Origin of the sequence: Novosphingobium aureum (genome assembly GCF_015865035.1) — a bacterium.
GTDB lineage: Bacteria > Pseudomonadota > Alphaproteobacteria > Sphingomonadales > Sphingomonadaceae > Novosphingobium > Novosphingobium aureum.
Genome location: NZ_JADZGI010000001.1, coordinates 1 through 18,620 on the forward strand (window position 1 = coordinate 1; position 18,620 = coordinate 18,620).

The 18,620-nt window shown below is 64.8% G+C and carries 12 protein-coding genes; 5 read left to right on the forward strand and 7 right to left on the reverse strand.

What is annotated here, in order from left to right; translation table 11 throughout:
• The first annotated feature begins 712 nt into the window (after positions 1-712).
• The 3 genes from I5E68_RS00005 to I5E68_RS00015 all read left to right on the forward strand — a co-directional run bounded on the left by I5E68_RS00005 (position 713) and on the right by I5E68_RS00015 (position 5,160).
• Positions 713-2,443 carry a type I secretion system permease/ATPase gene (locus I5E68_RS00005; RefSeq protein ID WP_197159650.1) on the forward strand — a complete coding sequence of 577 codons (1,731 nt, stop codon included), beginning with the start codon at positions 713-715 and terminating at the stop codon, positions 2,441-2,443.
• A gap of 20 nt (positions 2,444-2,463) precedes the next feature.
• Positions 2,464-3,810 carry an HlyD family type I secretion periplasmic adaptor subunit gene (locus I5E68_RS00010; RefSeq protein ID WP_197159651.1) on the forward strand — a complete coding sequence of 449 codons (1,347 nt, stop codon included), beginning with the start codon at positions 2,464-2,466 and terminating at the stop codon, positions 3,808-3,810.
• 279 nt (positions 3,811-4,089) lie between these two features.
• Entirely contained in the window at positions 4,090-5,160 is a 1,071-nt protein-coding gene (locus tag I5E68_RS00015; RefSeq protein ID WP_197159652.1) for a glycosyltransferase family 2 protein, read from the forward strand.
• Here I5E68_RS00015 and I5E68_RS00020 read toward each other — a convergent pair.
• The 6 genes from I5E68_RS00020 to I5E68_RS00045 all read right to left on the reverse strand — a co-directional run bounded on the left by I5E68_RS00020 (position 5,152) and on the right by I5E68_RS00045 (position 12,516).
• Positions 5,152-6,204 carry an NAD-dependent epimerase/dehydratase family protein gene (locus I5E68_RS00020; RefSeq protein WP_323982031.1) on the reverse strand — a complete coding sequence of 351 codons (1,053 nt, stop codon included), beginning with the start codon at positions 6,202-6,204 and terminating at the stop codon, positions 5,152-5,154. The two genes, I5E68_RS00015 and I5E68_RS00020, sit on opposite strands and share 9 nt — an antisense overlap.
• A gap of 546 nt (positions 6,205-6,750) precedes the next feature.
• Positions 6,751-7,905, reverse strand: coding sequence for an acyltransferase family protein (locus I5E68_RS00025; protein WP_197159654.1), 1,155 nt, complete (start codon positions 7,903-7,905; stop codon positions 6,751-6,753).
• Between the two features lie 19 nt (positions 7,906-7,924).
• Positions 7,925-9,292, reverse strand: a complete 1,368-nt coding sequence (locus I5E68_RS00030) for a glycosyltransferase family 2 protein (protein WP_197159655.1) — start codon at positions 9,290-9,292, stop codon at positions 7,925-7,927.
• Position 9,293: 1 nt separating this feature from the next.
• Positions 9,294-10,472 (reverse strand): glycosyltransferase family 2 protein, encoded by a 1,179-nt coding sequence (locus tag I5E68_RS00035; RefSeq protein WP_197159656.1) that lies wholly within the window; start codon positions 10,470-10,472, stop codon positions 9,294-9,296.
• Positions 10,472-11,743 carry an ABC transporter ATP-binding protein gene (locus tag I5E68_RS00040; RefSeq protein WP_197159658.1) on the reverse strand — a complete coding sequence of 424 codons (1,272 nt, stop codon included), beginning with the start codon at positions 11,741-11,743 and terminating at the stop codon, positions 10,472-10,474. Before I5E68_RS00040 ends, I5E68_RS00035 begins: the two co-directional genes overlap by 1 nt.
• Positions 11,740-12,516 carry an ABC transporter permease gene (locus I5E68_RS00045; RefSeq protein WP_323982033.1) on the reverse strand — a complete coding sequence of 259 codons (777 nt, stop codon included), beginning with the start codon at positions 12,514-12,516 and terminating at the stop codon, positions 11,740-11,742. Before I5E68_RS00045 ends, I5E68_RS00040 begins: the two co-directional genes overlap by 4 nt.
• 231 nt (positions 12,517-12,747) lie before the next feature.
• Here I5E68_RS00045 and I5E68_RS00050 point away from each other — a divergent pair, with 231 nt between their 5' ends.
• Positions 12,748-15,858: a trifunctional glycosyltransferase/class I SAM-dependent methyltransferase/polysaccharide deacetylase gene (locus I5E68_RS00050; RefSeq protein WP_502243826.1), complete on the forward strand. Its 3,111-nt coding sequence runs from the start codon at positions 12,748-12,750 to the stop codon at positions 15,856-15,858.
• 42 nt (positions 15,859-15,900) lie between these two features.
• On the opposite strand, the gene I5E68_RS00055 is transcribed toward I5E68_RS00050, so the two are convergent.
• Entirely contained in the window at positions 15,901-16,986 is a 1,086-nt protein-coding gene (locus tag I5E68_RS00055; protein WP_228726729.1) for a glycosyltransferase family 2 protein, read from the reverse strand.
• A gap of 268 nt (positions 16,987-17,254) precedes the next feature.
• On the opposite strand from I5E68_RS00055, the gene I5E68_RS00060 reads away from it, so the two are divergent.
• Positions 17,255-18,550 (forward strand): lipopolysaccharide biosynthesis protein, encoded by a 1,296-nt coding sequence (locus tag I5E68_RS00060; protein WP_197159661.1) that lies wholly within the window; start codon positions 17,255-17,257, stop codon positions 18,548-18,550.
• The last annotated feature ends 70 nt before the right edge of the window (positions 18,551-18,620 follow it).

An 18,620-nucleotide genomic window follows, 5' to 3' on the forward strand; every position in this document is an offset into this window, starting at 1 on the left:
GGACAAGCTGTCCGTCTATCTTGGCGACCGCCCCGGTTTTCCGTGTGTTTCGGAGTGTTCCGCTGCGGTGAGAGGCCCTCTAAGGGACCATTCTGATTCGGTCAAACCCCTTTTTCAAAAAAATGTCAGATTGGCGAAAATTCTTCGCGGACGCCGGCTCGAACCTCGTACGGACATGCAATCATCCTGGAGTTGCGGCGATACCGTCCGGATGCTCGCGCTGCGATCCGCACCACTGGCTAGCTGCCATCCGGCACAGCCTGGGACACTACCCCAATCACAGGAAAGAACACGCACGCTCGCGTGAGGGCAGGCACGCGTGAGCGCACGCACGCGCACAAGAGCCCCCAGAAAGCCACTGGAGTTAGTGAGCTACTCGTACCGGATTGGAAAAATCGCTCCTGCCGCGCCGTGGGCCGACATTCACCATGAGCTTACCGAGGCGCTGGTCAGAGCATTGCCTTCCGGCTGATCGCATGTGCCTGCACTCTCGGGATATCCCGTGGCCGCAACGCGACGGGCGGCGGGCAGCGAAGCCCTCGAATGGCCAAATCTAGACCAAATATTAACCATTGTGGCGCAGATTTTCGGGACGTCAGATAGAGGACCGAGTGGCCCGTGCACTTCCCTGTGCAGCCGGTCGCAGGCATCATCGACATCATGGAAACGCGCGAATCGGATGCGGGTTTCCAAAACAAGGGTTAGCCACGAAATGACTGCCGCATCCCGGCCCCAGGCCGCAGAGAACCTGCACCAGGCAATGTCCAAGGCCCGCTCCGGGGTCATTGGGGTGGTGCTGCTGAGCATCGTGCTCAACGTGCTGCTGCTGACCGGTTCGGTCTACATGATGATGGTCTACGACGAGGTGCTGCCCAGTCACTCGATCCCGACGCTGGTGGGCCTTCTGCTCATGGCGACTGCCATCTACCTGTTTCAGGGGTACTTCTCGGTCCTGCGCAGCAAGATCCTCAACGAGATCGCTGCTTCGGTCGATCTCGAGATGGCCCCGCGCATCCAGAAGGCAATCAGCTATCTCTCCGTCCGTGGGCACAATGCGCTCGAGGCAATGCTTCCCGTGCGCGACGCGGACCAGATTCGCTCCTTCCTCGCCTCGCCCGCGCCCGCCGCGCTGATCGACCTGCCGTGGATCATCGTTTTCCTCGCCTTCGTCACCTTGCTGCACGTCTGGCTCGGGGTCGCGGTCCTGATCGGCGCGCTGATCATGATCGGCCTGACCGTGCTCAACGCCAAGCTCACCGCACAAGGCCTGCGCGAGCTGACCAGCACCTCGGCCTCGCGCTCGGCGATGGCCGAGGCCAACCGGCGCCACGCGGAAACCGTACGCGCACTGGGCATGGACGGACGCATCAACGACGAGTGGCTCTCCGTGAATGCCCGTCATGTCGCACTGCAGCGCCATTTCGCACAGCTTTCCGGCGTGCTGGGCGGTGTCAGCAAGGGCTTCCGCCAGTTCCTGCAGTCGGCCGTGCTGACGGTGGGCGCGCTGCTGGTCATCCGTGGCGAGGCCTCGGGCGGCATCATTTTCGCCAGCTCGATGCTCTCCGCGCGCGCACTCGGTCCGCTCGACCAGGCAATCGCCCACTGGCGCGGTTTCGCACAGGCGCGCGACGCATGGCGCCGGCTCGACACCCTGCTTTCCCGCCTACCCGAACCCGCACAGGCGACCAAGCTGCCAGCACCACACCGCAAGCTGAGCGTCGAATCGCTCACGCTTGGTCCGCCTTCTGCGCAGGAGGTGACCTTGCGCAATGTCAGCTTCGCACTCGATGCCGGCGACGGGCTCGGCATCATCGGCCCGAGCGGTTCGGGCAAGTCGACCCTGTCGCGCGCGCTCACCGGGATCTGGGATGCACGAGCTGGCTCGGTGCGTCTCGACGGCGCTGCGATCACGCAGTGGCATCCGGACGACCTTGGACGCCATGTCGGCTATCTGCCGCAGGACGTGCAGCTGTTCGAGGGCACCGTCGCGCAGAACATCGCACGCTTCGATCCCGAAGCCAGCAGCGAGCAGATCGTCGCCGCAGCGCAGGCGGCCAATGCGCACGAGCTGATCCTGCGCCTGCCGCGCGGTTACGACACGCCTGTCGGCACCGACGGCCTCGCGCTCTCGGGTGGCCAGCGCCAGCGCATCGCGCTTGCCCGCGCCTTCTTCGGCGACCCGTTCCTGATCGTGCTCGACGAGCCCAACGCCAATCTCGACAGTGAAGGCGACGTCGCCCTGCTGCGCGCCATTCACGGCGCGCGCGAGCGCGGCGCGATCGTCATCGTCGTGGCCCACCGCCCGGCGGTCGTCGAGGCACTGAGCCACGTCCTGTTCCTGCGCGACGGCCAGGCCCGCGATTTCGGTGCCTCGAGGGACGTGCTCGCACGCATCCTCGCTCCCAACCGCCCAACCCCCGTCACGACTGCCGTCTCGGCCTGAGCCCCTCCCGGAGAACCCCAATGGCCACTACCCTCCTCATGCCGCTGCCCGCAGCTGGCCAGGAAATCCGCTGCGCCGACACGATGCGCACTGGCGTGACCAAGACCGTGCGTACGGCCAAGATCGCACTCGGCACCTTCGGCGTCGGTGTCTTCGGCATGGCTGCCGTGGTGCCCATGGGCAGCGCCGTTGTCGGTTCGGGCGAAGTCCAGGCCGAATCGCTGGTAAAGGAGATCACCCATCCCAACGGTGGCGTCGTCTCCTCGGTGCTCGTCCACGAAGGCGATCACGTGAAGAAGGGCGACGTCCTGATCCGCTTCGACACCACGGTCAGCGGGGCGAGCGCCCAGTATTCGGCGATGAGCGTAACCCAGTTGCTTGCGGCCAAGGCACGCCTCGAGGCGGTACAGCGCGGCGATGGCACGATCACCTTCCCCGACGAACTGACCAAGAGCGACGATCCCGCAGCCAGCGAAGCCATGGCCGAGGCGCAGCGCCAGTTCGACGTCGATCGCGAGAAGAATGCCAGCATGCGCGGTCAGCTGCAGGAACGCATCGCCCAGCACCAGCAGCAGATCATCAGCGACCAGCGCCAGGCAGCGGCGCTGCGCGAGCAGTACGACCTCATCGTTCCCGAACGCGAGGGTCTGCGCCAGCTGTGGAAGAAGAAGCTGGTCTCGATCAATCGGCTCAACCAGATGGAGCGCACCGCGGTCGAGCTGAAGGGGCAATCGTCCTCGCTGGCGGCGCAAGTGGCGCAGGGCCGGGCCCAGATCGGCGAAGTGCGCCAGCAGATCGCCAACCACGACCAGACCGTGCGCTCGGAAGCCGGCAGCCAGCTGATGACCGTCAACTCGCAACTCAACGACCAGCGCGTGCGCGCGGCCTCGGCCAGCGACACCTACGATCGCAGTGCGGTGCGTGCACCCTATGGCGGCGTGGTCGACAAGCTCTCGTTCACGACCGTCGGCAGCTTCGTGCCGCCCAGCCAGCAGATCGTCGATATCGTACCCGACAATGACCTGATGGAAGTCTCGGTGCAGATCAGCCCGATGGACATCGACCAGATCCACGTCGGCCAGCCTGCACGGGTGCGCTTTGCCGCGTTCAATACCGCGACGACTCCCGAGATCCGCGGCAAGGTGGCCTTTGTCTCGGCAGAGCGCACGCAGGATCAGCGTACGGGTGCGTCCTATTACCGGGCTCGCGTTTCGCTCAGCCACGAACAGCTTGAAAAGCAGGGCGCGATGCAGCTCAAGACCGGCATGCCGGCCGAGGTCTTCGTCGAGACCGGCAGCCGTACCATGCTGTCCTACCTGACCAAGCCGCTGCGCGACCAGTTCCAGCGCGCGTTCCTGCAGGACTGACGCGCGCCGCCGGCCCACCGGGCCAGTCGAACCGGCCAGCCTGTCGAAAGCGCGCGCCAGCGCCGCAAGATCCGGGCGCAGGTTCTCGGGGTGGGGAACCTGCGTCCGGTTCCCGATGACGGCCGACGGCCTTCCTCCAGCACGGCCTGCGCCTGTGGAAAAAGCGCACCGGGCTCTGGCGGTTAGGCTCAGTTTGGTTCCTGCAAACCTTGCGCTTGGCCGGGCCGCTTCTAGTCTGGCGCGGTTCACGCAAGATGCGCGAGACAGGAGCTCCTATCCATGAACCCGGTCGTGACCGTCGTCGTGCCCGCCTACAATGCGCGCGAGACGATCGCCCATACCCTCGCCTCGATCCAGGCGCAGGACCTGCGCGAGATCGAGATTCGCGTCGTCGACGACGGCTCGCATGACGATACGCGCGAGATCGTCGCAGGCCTCGCCGGCGCGGACCCGCGCATCGTCCTGATTACCCAGCCCAATGGCGGTGTCGCCCGGGCGCGCAACACCGGCCTTGCCGAAGCGAACGGGCGCTTCAGCGCGTTTTGCGATGCCGACGACATCTGGCATCCGGAAAAGCTCACCAGGCAGGTCGCCTCGCTCGAGGCTGCCCCCGGCGCAGGGCTGAGCTATGCCTGGCATCGCCGCATCGACCCTGAGGACCGTCTGCTCGCGGCCTCGGCGACGCCCCGGATCGAGGGCTCGGTCCTGCATCGGCATCTCGAATGGAACTTCATCTCCAACGGCAGCACGGTTCTCGTACCGACCCCGCTGGCGCGCGAGACCGGCTTCGAGCCTGCCCTGCACGAAGCGGGCAACCAGGGCTGCGAAGATTACCTGTTCCAGCTGCTGATCGCGCGCAATCACCGCTTCGTGTGCGTGCCCGCCTTCCTGGTCGGCTACCGCATCGGCAATTCGAGCATGTCGCATGGGGTCGACCGGATGATCCGATCGCACCTGCAGACCTTCGCGATCATCGAAGCGTACGACCCGAACGACGGCTCGATCAAGCGCATCATCGCGCGACGTCGTACCAAGTTGCTGGTGGAACTGTTCCGCAACCGCATTCGGCGGCGCGACCTGTCGGCCGCGACGGGCGCGCTGATCGGCGCCTTGCGCAACGGCCCGTTGCGCGTCCCCGGTTTCATTCTCGACGAAGTAAAAACGGGCATGTCGCGCTACAGCGACATACCCGTCAGGAAGTCGAGCAGCGAAGCGCAGACCGGTCGGCACTTCGCGGAATTCGGAGCAGAGGAAAGCGACGGAGCCTGGGCTACGAAGCGCTCTGCACGCTATCTCGCCGCGCTCGGTGAACTCGATGCGCGGCGAGCAACGGTCGTCGGCTCAGTTTGAGCCGACGGCGAGGCGGGGTTCTTCCTCGCTGACTTCGTCGGAAAGGCGAACCGGAGTCGGCGCATTGGTGCTCGCACCCTTCATCACCTTTTCGGCGAACCACTGCAGGGTGCGGCGGATGCCTTCCTCGTAGCCGACCTTGGCTTCCCAGCCCGGCAGGGTCTGGCGGCAAAGCGTGAGGTCGGGACGACGGTTGGTCGGGTCCTGCGGGATCGGCGGGCACATCTTGAGGCGCGCACCGGGCACGAGCTCGACGATGTACTTGGCGATGTCGATCACCGGGATCTCGCGGTCGTTGCCGACATTGAGCGGGCCCGGATAAGCGATGTCGTCGAGCCAGAAATAGCGCTCGAGGGCATCGACGATATCATCGACGTAACCCCAGCTGCGCGACTGCTCGCCGCCGCCATAGACGGTCAGCTCGCCGGTGGTCAGTGCCTGGCTCAGGAAGTTCGACACGGCGCGGCCGTCGTCGGGACGCGTGCGCGGACCGTAGACGTTGAACAGGCGAACGATGCGGATGTCGATGCCGGTGGTGCGCTTGAGTTCAAACAGCAGCGATTCGGTGCAGCGCTTGCTCTCGTCGTAGGACGAGCGCGGACCGGTGCAGTCGACCTGGCCGCGATAGCTCTCGGGCTGCGGGGTGATCAGCGGATCGCCATAGACCTCAGAGGTCGAGGCAAAGGAGATGCGACCGCCCGGAACCAGCTTGTCGACGCAGTTCAGCGCGCCCATCAGGTTGGCCTTGATGGTCCGGACCGGCTCACGCATGTACCACGGCGGCGACGCCGGCGAGGCAAGGTGGATCACCTCGTCGAAACGCTCGTCGGTCTCGAAGGTCTCGATGTCGGCCTCGACAAAGTGCAGGCGAGGATCGTCGATATGTTCGAGGTTCTCGCGCACACCGGTCCAGAAGTTGTCGACGACAACCAGCCGATCCATGTCCGACCGCTTGATGAGGCGGTCAACGATGTGAGAGCCGATGAAGCCGGCGCCTCCGGAAACCAGTACTTTCTTGCCCATATTTCCTGTTGCCCCCGTCATCCATAAAAGAGCGGCCAGAAGGGTTGCTTTTCCAGCCGGAACTAACTGTTAGTCTCTCGATTCATTCGTTGCATTGCAACAAAAATATCCGATTGATATCTGCTCACAAAACAACACAAAGGAGGCGAAATAAGGCCTCCGGATTTATAGAACCGATAGGTGATTTTATTTTCTCGATGCCGATTAAGTGAAATTCATTTCAGCACGGTTAAGAGCGAAACTACTTTTCCATGATCGGCCCGAAGCTTGCGTCCCATAAGCTTCGCACGTTCCGGCTGGGCCTTGGGAGGGACTCGAGGGTCACTCCGAGGGCCATCCCCGGCTAACCCTTACAAGCTAACTCGTTTTTCCCCTTATGGCAGTGATAAATATCGTTGCTCTCGAGAAAAATGCATCATTTCGAAACAGGCCCGCGCGAACAATCTTCCTGCCAACACGCAACCGGCCGACTTGTTCCTGCTCACGCTCGCACTGGTGCCTCGATCTCGGTGCCCTTCGCACCTGCACATGGCCGCAAAAGTCGCCCCGGTGCGGCTTGCACCCTCCTCAGGCGGCCTGGGTGTGCCGCGCCCTGGGACGCGCGCGAGCCTGGCCGATCCGGCTGATCGCGAAGATACGGGCCTGGATCCAGTCGAGCGGATTGCGCAGGATTGCATAGAGCACGGCATGGATAACGATCGCGGTGCACATGATCCCGACGAACAGATAGGGCGTCTCGTAGCTCGGCATCCCGGAAAGGATGCCGGGGTAGATCGTCAGCAGCACCCAGCCATGCATGAGCAGGATCGGCAAGGAAGAACGGCCGAAGAAGCTCGCGGTGCGCCCCACCAGCGTGGGCGCCGTGCGCTGGGCCAGCCACAGCATGAAGATCGCGAAAAGCAGCTGCTGTGGAACGTAGACCAGGATCGAGCCGTACTTGCCGTACATCGCCTCCGACTGGAAATGCATGTCGCAGGTAAAGCACGGCCCGGTGCGCCAGATGCCATGCCGGTTGACCAGCGCCAGCACCAGCGAGAGCGCGAAGGCCGGCAGGCCCACCGCGTTCGAGATACGCCAGCCGCGCGGAAAACGCATTCCGATCAGGAAGAACAGCGTGGCCGCGGGCCAATTTCGCCATTCATAGATATTGTCGGGCAGGCCGAGGCGCTTGCTCAGCCAGACCGCCGCGATGATCACCAGAACAAGAGGGACGAAAGCCAGCCAATTTCGCAGAAAGACGTAAGCAAGAATGCGCGCGATCGCGAGGCTGAGGAAGAACCAGCCGATGAAGCCCTCGTAGCCGATCCCGAAGACCAGCGGCCTGACGAGCGCCTTTGCCGCCTCGAAGGGGGTCGCATAGGCTTGTCCGGCCAGCATGATGAGCCACCCACCAAGGTGCGAGGTGACAGCGAAGAGCAGCAGCGCGAGCGACATGCGCAAGATCGGCTCGAAGCCCTTCTTCGCCATGTTCGGTGCCGACATCCCGCTCAGCAGGAAGAAAGCCGATATCCCGGGGACCACGTACTTCAGCTGGAACAGCACCAGCCAGGCATTGGGACCCAGATGCGCCGCCACGCCGAGCATGGCATGGGTGTAGAACACGAAGACGATCATGTAGCCGCGCGCGACTTCCTGAGTCTGGGCGCTGTTGTCGTCCCAGGTCCCCAGCAGCCGCGGGTGCGCCGCAACGAGATCGCGCCCGGCCTTGCTGATGCGGGCCATCAACTGACCCGCGCTGGCTTCAATTCCCAAAGGAGCGTCTCCACTGGCGATGCCCCTCGTGCAGCTGGGCAACGAAGTCCGAGACCCCGATCATGCCCAGCGCCTCGACACGCTTCCAGTCGCCCTCGCCCCCGCCGAAGTGGCGCGCGGCAAGGATGGGTGCCAGCTTGCGGGCAAGGCCCGGACGCATCAGCAGCGCGCGCAAGTGCCGCGCATTCCACGGCTCTGCCCCGGGAGAGTGCGGCAAGGTAGCGATCTCGACACCGGCGAAATGAATGCGCACCGCGCTCGGGCGCATGGCGGCGAGGCGTTCCTCGGCCTGTTCGAGCCCCTCGGCGATGTCGATCTCGAGCACGCTGGGCAGGACGATGCCGTCATCGCCCGTGCCGAATTGGGTGATCTTGCGCCCCAGCACCTCGATCGCACCGCGCTGATAGCAGTAGCGCGTAAGCTGGCCGTTGAGCCGCAGGCGCATCCCGCTCAGCCCACCCCACTCGACGAGGTCGAGCAGCTTGGGACCGAGCCGCATGATGACGCCGTCGAGCGGCCCCATTTTCGGCAGCAACGCCCGACGCAGGCTGGCGCCCAGCCCGCGCTTGCGCAGCTGGCGCGGAACGCTGAAACCTGCCGCGAGCTGGGGATGCTTGATCGCCATCAGCGCGTCGCTGCGCCCTTCCTCCTTGGCACGGCGAAAGGCCGATGCCTGCGAGCTTGTCAGATGCTCCTGGTGCCAGCCGAGCGCCTTGGGCGCATAGACGAAGGGCACCTTGTGCTCCATGAGCCGCAAGCCCAGTTCCCAGTCCTCGCGGGCCCGGGCGAACTGCGGATCGAGCCCGCCGACCGCGTCCCACAGCGCGCGCGTCATCGACAGGTTGCCGGTGAGCAGGTCGCGGTAGGTGAAGCGCACGGAGGGCTTTGCCAGTGCTTCGAAATGCGCAGTCCACCAACGGCGCACATTGAGCCGGAAGCGATCGCCGTAAGCGACCGGTTCGGGCGGATAGGGACCGATCACCGCAGCGCCGGGCGAGCGCGCATGCGCTGCGGCGTGTTCGGCCACCAGCGCATCGGTCGGAATCACGTCGTCGTCGATGAACAGCAGCAACTCGGCACGGGTCTCGCGCACCCCGGAATTGCGCGCCATCGAGGGCCCGACCCCGGGCATCTCGATCCAGCGCAGCGCGAAAGGATCCGAGCGCGCCGCGAGCATTTGGGGCGATCCGTCGCGGCAGCCGTCGAGCACCACCACCACCTCGAAGGGCGGGGTATCGCTGCGCTGCTGCGCGAGCTTGTCGAGCACTTGCGCGAGCAGATCCTCGCGGTTGTGCGACGGGATGACCACGCTGATCGCTGGCGTCGGAGCTGGGGGGGTATCGATCTCGGGGGTCATGTCAGCTGCGCCGTGCCTCGCGCCTCGCCCGCAGGTAACCACCCGGTCCCGAACAGGCCCCGACGGCCTGGGCGATTGGGATACGGAAGGGAACCTTGTAGTCCGCCGAACGGCGCCGCGCCCTCAGTACGGCAGGAATCTGGTGACGCAGCCAGCGTGCCAGCGTGGTCACCGCGCGCGGGTTGCGTTCGAACAGCAAGGCCTTGGTGAGAATCGCGAAATAGCCGCACTCGTAACCGTGGATCTGCTGCTCGAGCTCTTCCATCGAACGACGATGCCGATGCCAGTTGAGCGCGTGGGGATCGTAGACGATCTTGTAACCGGCAGAAAGCAGGCGGCGAAAGTAGTCGGTGTCCCCGCCCGCCCGCGAGGCCGTGCCCGCATCGAGCGCGGGATCGAAGGGGCCGACGAGATCGACTGCGCTGCGACGCAGGGCAAGATTGACGCCCGCGCCCGCGATCCAGCCCTCGAACGGCTCGATCTTGATCGCGTCGTGAACCACGCGCTTGAACCCGCGCCCGAAGCCGCCGAGCCGCTGGAATGCGATCTGCGCCTCGCTCTCGAGTTCGAGCGCCATGGTCAGCCCTGTCGCCGCCATGACCAGCGGATCGTCGAAGTTGCGCACCAGGCTGGCGAACCATTCGCGGTCGGGTACGGCATCGTCGTCGATGAAGACGACGATCTCGCCGCGTGCATGTTCGATCGCGGTGTTGCGGGCGAAGTTGAGCCCCTTGCGCGGCTCGACGACGTAGCGCACCGCGGGATGGCGTTCGACCACCGCACGTGTCGCCTCGGTGGCGGGCGCATTGTCGACGACGAGGATCTCGGGCACGACACTCATCGCCTGCAGGCCCTGCAGGCACTTCTCCAGATCGTCGGGCCGCTCGCGGGTGCAGATCGCGACCGAGGCGCTGGGCAGCGCTTCGGGCGCGCATCCGGGCTCGTCCTCGACGACACCCAGTTCGCGGGCCAGCCAGCTTTCCCAGAACGAGGAATTCGCCGCCTCGGCAAGCTGGCGGTCGAGCGGGGCCTCCGGGTCGAACTTGTCGTAGGACAGGATCGCCTGCCCGCGCGGGCGACCGTCGATACGCAGCAGCACGCAGGCACCTTCGTAGCCCGGCTGCGGGTCGAGCCGCTCGGGCAGTGCCGCGAAATCGAGGTCGAGAACCTCCAGTGCCATTAGCCGCGCCCCTCCAGCATCGGAACCGCGTCATCTGCGCTGACGTGCCACTGGACCGGCGGATTGAGCATGCCTTTCGAGGGACGCGAGCCGATCACCCTGAGCGGATAAACGTAGTCGTGATAGTCGTAGACCTCGGACCAGTCCTGCGAGAACAGGCCGACCGAGATGCGGTACTGGCCCGGAACGAGATCGAGGCGATCGAAGGCGAGCGTCAGCTTGCCGTTCGGCAAGGGCACGAGAACACTGCCGAGAAGCGTGTTGTTTTCATAGCAGGCGATCTCGTCCTCGGTGTAGATGCCGACGACGGCCACGGCATCCTCGACCTGCGGGATACCGCGATACTCGAAGGTCACGCCCAGAGCCGCGCCGGAGCGCAGCACGTCGATCTCCTCGCCCGCGCTGTCATGCAGCGTGACCGTACCGATCTGGATCTTGCCGGAACCGAAGCGGTTGACCTCGTCCTCGAGCCGCTCGTCCGATTCGACCTGCGGCACCAGCGCATCGGTCTCCTTGGCGATCTTGGATTCGAGCCGGTCGGAATAGAGCGCGAGGGTTTCTTCGCGCGGGCCGTAAGCGACCATGTGGCCGTTCTCGAGGAAGATCACGTCGTCGCAAAGGGCATCGATCTGGCCCACGTCGTGCGAGACGAGGAACAGCGTGCAGCCGGTCTCGCGAATCTCGGAGACGCGGGCAAAGCACTTGTGCTGGAATGCCATGTCGCCGACCGCCAGCGCCTCGTCGATGAGCAGGATGTCGGGCTTGGTGTGGATCGCGACCGCGAAGGCGAGGCGCATGCGCATGCCCGTGGAATAGGTGCGCACCGGCGCGTCGATGAATTCCTCGAGCTCGGCGAAGGCGACGATGGCGTCGAACGCTTCCGCAATCTCGCTGCGCAGCATCCCGGCGATGACCCCGAGCAGGAACACGTTCTCGCGTCCGGTGAGATCGTCGGTCAGACCGGCTCCGATGTCGAGCAGCGCACCGATCCGGCCAGAGACCCTGATCGAGCCTTCGTCCGCCCGTCCGACGCCGCCGATCAGGCGCAGCAGCGTCGACTTGCCTGCACCGTTCATGCCGACAACGCCGACCGAACGGCCACGCGGCACGGTGAAGCTGACATTGCGCAGCCCCCAGTATTCCGGCTCGACCTTGCCGCGGCTCCTGAGGCTGCGGTCGAGCAGGTAACCCTTGAGCGTACTGGGGCGGCCGGAATTGCGGCTGCGATAGTACTTGCCGAGGTTTTCGACGACGATCGTGCCTTGCTTCATACCTCGTCCACGAAACGGTAGCTGACCCGACGAAACAGCCAGGCGCCGAATGCAATCAGCGGAACCGATACAAGCAAAAGCTTAACGATAAGGATTGCATCGGGAAAAGCGTGGTCGAGCAATACCGTACGGTAGCAATCGAGCAACCACGCAAAGGGGTTGGCCGTGGTCAGGAACGCGAAATTGTGATCGGACTGCAGGGGCCGGTAGAAGACCGGGGTCACGTAGAAGCCCAGCATCACGGCAACCCCGATCATGTGCTCGATGTCGCGGAAATAGACATGTACGGCCGCGGCGATGAAGCACAGGCCCAGAGTGAACAGGAACTGCACCGCGATGATCGCGGGCAAGGCCAGCAGCGCAGGGCCGGAAAAGCCGGTCTGGATGAAGGCGCAGATCAGCAGCAGCGGCAGCGCGAGCAGGAAATGCACCCCCTGGCTGACGATCGTGAGCACCGGCAGCAGGAACACCGGGAAGCCGGGCCGGCGGACCATCTCGCGATTGCTCGTGACCGCCACCGTCGCCGAGGTCAGCGAGGAACTGAACCAGCTCCAGGCCAGCACTCCGGCAAACACGAAAGTGGTGTAGTTCTCGATGTTGAGCGGCAGCACCGAGCTGAACACGGTTGCAAACACGATCAGCTGGCTGAGCGGCTTCATCAGCGACCAGCCGAGCCCGATCGCGGATCTTTGGTAGCGGATCTTCAGGTCGCGGCCGACCAGTTCGACCAGCAAGTCCCGCCAGTGCATGGCGGTCCGCGAATGCACGTTCACTCAACGTCCCCAATCTTGCCGCCTGTCGCCCGCCCCGCCATTGCGGAGAAGCCACGCCACAGCGGCTGGTTGCCCGAGCTATCCTTCTGAGAAGGAGCCGACAATTCGCTTTACACACGAAAGCTTATAGTAATCATACTGCAGTGCAAAATCTTTTGTAGCCTTTGCGCCTGACCTGCTATCTGCCTGAAACATGGTGGATAGCGCCATCGCGATCTGCCGACCGTCCCATTGCAGAACAGCCCCGGAGACACGATGCCAATCGTTTCCGTCATTCTTCCTGCCTACAATGCCGCGAATACGCTCGGCCATTCGGTCGCGAGTGTGCAACGCCAGGGTTTCGAGGACTGGGAACTGATCGTGGTCGACGACGGTTCCAGCGACAATACCGCCGACGCGGTCGCAAGCCTTGCCGCCGACGACCCCCGCATCGTGCTGCACCGGCAGGAAAACGCCGGGGCTGCAGCGGCGCGCAACACCGGACTGGCCATGGCGAGCGGCGCGTGGATCCAGTTCCTCGACGCCGACGACCAGCTCGAACCGGGCCATTTCGAGGCCATGCTCGCAGCAGCCGAGGCCGCGCCTGCGGCGGGCCTCGTGCATTGCGGGTGGCAGCGGGTGCTCGACAAGCAGCGCTGGTGGACCCCGCATCCCGCGTTCGATTTTGCCTCGCCTTTCGCGATTGCAGCGCGGACCTGCCCGTTCGCGATCCATGCAGTGATGGTGAAGCGCGAGATCATCGCCGGGCTGGGCGGCTTCGACACCACGCTCAAGGTCTGCGAGGACTGGGACCTGTGGCAGCGCATCGCGCGCAGCGGAACCGTGTTCCAGGCGGTGAACGATGTCTGGGTCGATGTCTACGTACGCCCCGGCTCGCTCTCCTCCGATCTTTCCAGCCACCTGCGCGATGGCCTCGCGGTAATCCGGCGCGGTCATGGCGAGGATTCGCGCATGGCCGCGCCGGCCCCGCTCCACGCTGGCGGAGAACCTGCCAGCGGGCTTGAGGACGCGGTCTGGTCGCACGCCTTGTGGGTTGCCTCGGCAGCGATCGGGCGCGGTCTCGACCCGCTCGACCTGCTCGAGACCATTCCCGAGAGGCTTGAGACGCAGATCGACGTGGCCATGCTCGCGCAGATCGTCGAAGACGCGCTCGTCGTTGGCGCGCTCGCGCCGTGCCCGCCGTGGCCCGACCTGTGGCAAAGGGTCGAAACCGGGCTCCAGCGCATGTTCACCTGGCTCGACGACCAGGCCCCCCAGGCCAAGCTCGGCAATCGCCTGCGCAACGAACTCTCGCTGCGCGTGGTCGAACAGATCGGCACCGCCCGGCCTGCCGCTATCGGCAATATCCGGATCGAGCGCGTGGAGCTGACCGCGACCATACCCTCGCTCGAACTGCCGGAGTGCGAACGCCTGCGCTGTGTCGTGCTGTGTCATGGCGAAGAGCTGTGCACGTTCGACCAGATCGTCTTCGAAGGCATCTCGGGGCATGCGCTGCGCCGCGCGATCGTGAAGCGCGTCGACAGCGAGGAACTGCGCACGAAGCTGGCCGACTGGCACTTGCACCACGGGCCCACGCGCTACTGGCAGGGGGCCATCACCGAACCGCGCAGCGCGCTGCGACTGTGGCGCGCGGCCACCCGGGCCCGCCTCGGTCGCGACCGCGCGGCGGGCCGGATGGTCTACGAGGACGTCCTCGACCTGCTCTATCGCGCCGAGCCGCCTCGCGAGGGACAGGCAAGCTTCGCCTCGATCCGCGATCGCTTCGCCGCGCCCGAACAGGGGATATTGCAGACATCACAGCTGGTGCCTGAACGCGAGAAGCAGGCGATGACCGGTCCGCGTCCGGGGGAGATCGTCGACTACAACAAGCCCGATTTCTGGGAAAAGCTATACGACGCCGACGATCCTTGGGACTACGGCAATTCCTACGAACTGCGTAAATATCAGCAAACGCTCGACATCCTTGGTGACAGGCGGTTCGGCAGAGCGCTCGAACTGGCTTGTGCCGAGGGCAATTTCACGCGCCTGCTGGCCAGGCGCTGCGACGAGGTCATTGCCTCCGACATCTCGCTCAAGGCGGTCGAGCATGCACGTGAGGTGCTGGCCGGGCACGACAACGTCAGCGTGGTTCAGCTCGACCTCGTGAGCGATCCGCTGCCCGGGATGTTCGATCTGATCGTATGCAGCGAGGTGCTCTATTACACCTCCGACTACGATGCCATCTATCGCTTCGCCGAGCGCGCTGCACAGCATCTCGCACCGGGCGGACTGCTGGTCATGGCCAATGCCCGCCAGATCGTCGACGAACCGGCAACCACCGGCTTCAGCTGGGACCACACGGTCGGAGCGAAGGGCATCGGCGACATGGCCGCGCTGGTCCCCGCGTTGTCGCTGCGCGCGCAATGGATCGCCCCGCTCTACCGCATCCACTGCTTCGAACGCAGGCACGAGCCCCGCGATGCCGGGACCGAGCCTGCGCCGGATGCCGGCGCCGCTCTGCCGGACAGCGATGCCCCCGACATCAGAGCCATCGACATGGCCTACCCGCTGCCAGCCCATGTCGCGCGACAAGTCGTCTGGCGTGGAGGCACAGACATGCCTGCCAGCGACGCCTGGCAGCCCTTCCCGATCCTGATGTACCACCGAATCGTCGAGGACGGCCCGCCCGGTCTCGCGCAGTGGCGCACCAGTCCGCAGGACTTTGCCGCGCAACTGCAATGGCTTGCCGACAATGGCTACACCGGGGTTACGCTGGCGCGCATGGCCGAGGCGTTCACGCAGGGCAAACCGCTTCCCGCAAAATCGGTGGTGATCACTTTCGACGATGCGACCCGCGACTTCCTCGACAACGCGCTGCCGCTGCTGCACCGCCATGGCTTCCCCGCGGCACTGTTCGTGCCTACCGGGGCCGTGGGCTGGTGCGCGCACTGGGACCGCGGCCATGGCGAACCTGCCCCGATCCTCGACTGGGAGGAAATCGCCTCGCTGACCAATTGCGATGTCACGGTCGGCTCGCACGCGATGGACCACGTGCGCCTTACCGGCCTGCCGCCACGCGATCTCGCGCGCGAGCTGATTGGCTCACGCGCGACGCTCGAGGGACGGCTCGGCACCGCGCCCGATGCCATCGCTTATCCCTTCGGCGCCTTCGACCCGGCGATCCGCGACATGACCGCAGACTGCGGCTATGCCCTTGGCCTGACCTGCGTGGAGGGTCTGATCACGCGCGACGCGGACATGCTCGCGCTGCGCCGGCAGGAAGTGAAGGGCGGCATGACGCTCGTCGAATTCGCGGCGCTGGTCGGCCACACCGAGGTGCCCACCGCCGTTCCGGCGCACTAGGAACGGCACGAACGCTCCAGCAGCAAGCCGCCGAGCGGCTGCTCAGCCCTTGAATGTGCTCCCGACCGGGAAACTGTCGGCATTGCCACGCGGCATGACCGGCCCGCGCGGTGGACGGGTGCGCCCGTTCGACTTGCGCGACAGCCAATGTGCGAAACGCAGCTTCCACCAGTACGATTCGATCAGGGCGCTCGGCGCCGTGTAGAGCAACATGCCCGCGGCAAGAAGCGGCGAGCGCGTCGCCGCGATCTTAACCAGCCGCAGTCCATCTGCGAACTGGCGCAGGTTCATAGCCCGACGGATGGTCCAGTTTCCGAACGTGATCAGCCCCTTGCGCACCGCCTCGGCCCGATCGGGATGCTTTTCACGCATCTCGTCGTTGACCATGATCCACGAGCGCAACATGCGCGGCAGGTTGGCCGACATGGCATGATCGAGCTGGCGATAACCGATCTGGAAATCCTCGACGACCGCGAATTCGTAATGCTCGGCTACGCGACAATAGAACAGGATGTCCTCGCAGCCCTGCGCGCCGGCGCGATGGAGGGCCGATTCGAAACCATCGGCCACCTCGAGCGCCTCGCGCCGGACCAGCGCGGAACTGCCATTGCCGACGAAATTGCTGGTGATCAGCTTGTCGAGCACGTCACCCGAGTAAGGCGGCGAGAAGACGTGGAAGGTGATCGTGTTGTTTTCATCGATCAGCAGGTAGCGCGAGTAGACGAGACCCGCCTTGGGTCCGGCCGCCTCAAGCGCGGCGAGCTGGCGTTCGAGCTTGTCGCGCGTCCACAGGTCGTCGGCATCGACGAAAGCGATGAGGTCGGAGCGCGCCTGCTTCCAGCCGGTGTTGCGCGCCGCTGCGACCCCGGCGTTGTCCTGCCGGACCAGCCTGAACCGCGGATCGGCCTTCGCGAATTCCTCGACTACCGTTGCAGTGCCGTCGCGCGATCCGTCGTCGACCACGAGCACCTCGATCGCAGTATGGGTCTGCGCCTGGATCGAGCGAAGCGTATCGGCGATGGTATCCTGCGCGTTATAGGCAGGAACAACCACGCTGATGAGAGCTTTCCCCTCGGTATCCGAGGACGATCCCGCTTTAACAGATGCATCCGAATCATTACGCTGCATCGCAGCAACCACCCCTTGTGCCGTGATCGATCGACCCTGCCTCAATTTCAAACAACATGGGAGTAAATTGTTGCCGGGTTGACTGAATTAAGCCTATTCACAAGTCGAAGCGACCGCCGGGGTCCGCTCTCGTGCTTGCAGCATCACGCGATTGCGCGGAACCGCAAGGAACTGCGTGGAACCAATAGCATGTCGCGCCGACGAACGCAGGAGCTATCCTCATTCTCTACGAAGCCCTTGCCATGCCAATACCGCGGACCCACCCTCGATGATCTCGCAGTTGAAAGTCCACTTCCAGCCAATCGCCGCGCTCGTCATCCGGGGTGGTTCGGTCCTCGCCGGATTCTTCGTCACGCTGTACATCGGCCGGACGCTGGGTCCCGAGGCCAATGGCACCTATGGCCTGATCACCCAGTCGGCGATGTTCCTGAGCGTGGTCGCCGTCGGCGGCCTGGACCTCGCGACCGTACGTCAGCTCGCCGGGGCCGTCGTCGAGAAGAAACGGCTCGATCGCACCAACTACCTCGCCATAGTGGGCTACACGATGGGCATCGCGGTCCTGATCAGCGCGGCCCTGCTCATCGGCGGCAAACATGCCTCCGAACTGCTGACCAAGGCCGACCTGCCCTTCAAGATCGTCCTGATCCTGATCTTCATCTTCATCTCGCGCACGCTGACCCGCGTGATGAGCGCGATCCTGCGCTCGCAGGGCTCGTACATCATCGGTCAGGCAGTCGAGGTTTTCTTCATCCCGACCTCGGTCTGCATCGCCCTGGTCGTCGGCTCCTTTGCCGAAGTCACCGATATCCTGACCTTCACCGCCACGTCGGGCATGATCGTCGGGATCAGCGCGGTGCTGTTCGGTCTGCGCTTCACCCAGTCGGATGGACAGGGCTTCAAGGCCACCTTCCGCAGCTTGATGAAGATCGCCCTGCCCCTGTGGAGCGTGTCGATCGCGCTCAATATCTCGGACTGGTACAGCCTGGTGACCGTTGCCGGAACGCTGGGCGTCTACGACGCCGGCCTCTACCGGGTCGCCTACCAGATCAGTAGCGCGCTGGCGGTCATCACGCTCGGGCTCTACAGTGTGTTCTCGCCGAAAGTGAGCGCCGCAAGGGCCGCCGGGGACGACCTGCGCGTCGCCCTGCTCGGCCGCAGCGCCACGCGCCTTTCGATTGCCTTCGCCGCGCCGGCAGTCATCATCCTGTTCGTGTTCGCCCCCCAGATCCTTGGCCTGGTCGGGGAGGAATTCGTCGCTGCATCGCCGATCCTGCGCATCATGACGGTCGCCCAGGCGATCTATGTCGCCGCCGGACCGAGTGGCCTGGTCCTGGCGATGTGCGGTCAGGAACGGTACAATTTCCTGATCACCGCGACGAGTCTGGGCCTGCTGATCGTGTGCGCCCCGCTTGCTGCGCAATGGTTCGGCCTCGTCGGCGTAAGCGTTTTCGTCGGCGCCGCGATGGTCGGACGCAACGTCGCGAGCTACTTTGCCCTGCGCCGCCTCACCGGCATCAACATCCTCAACGGCACCGTCGAGGGAGGGCAGCCGCAACGAGCATGACGGCCGCGCATTATGACAGCACGATACGCAGGCAGATGTCCGGCTTTGAGCTGACCTGACGCCTTCGAAC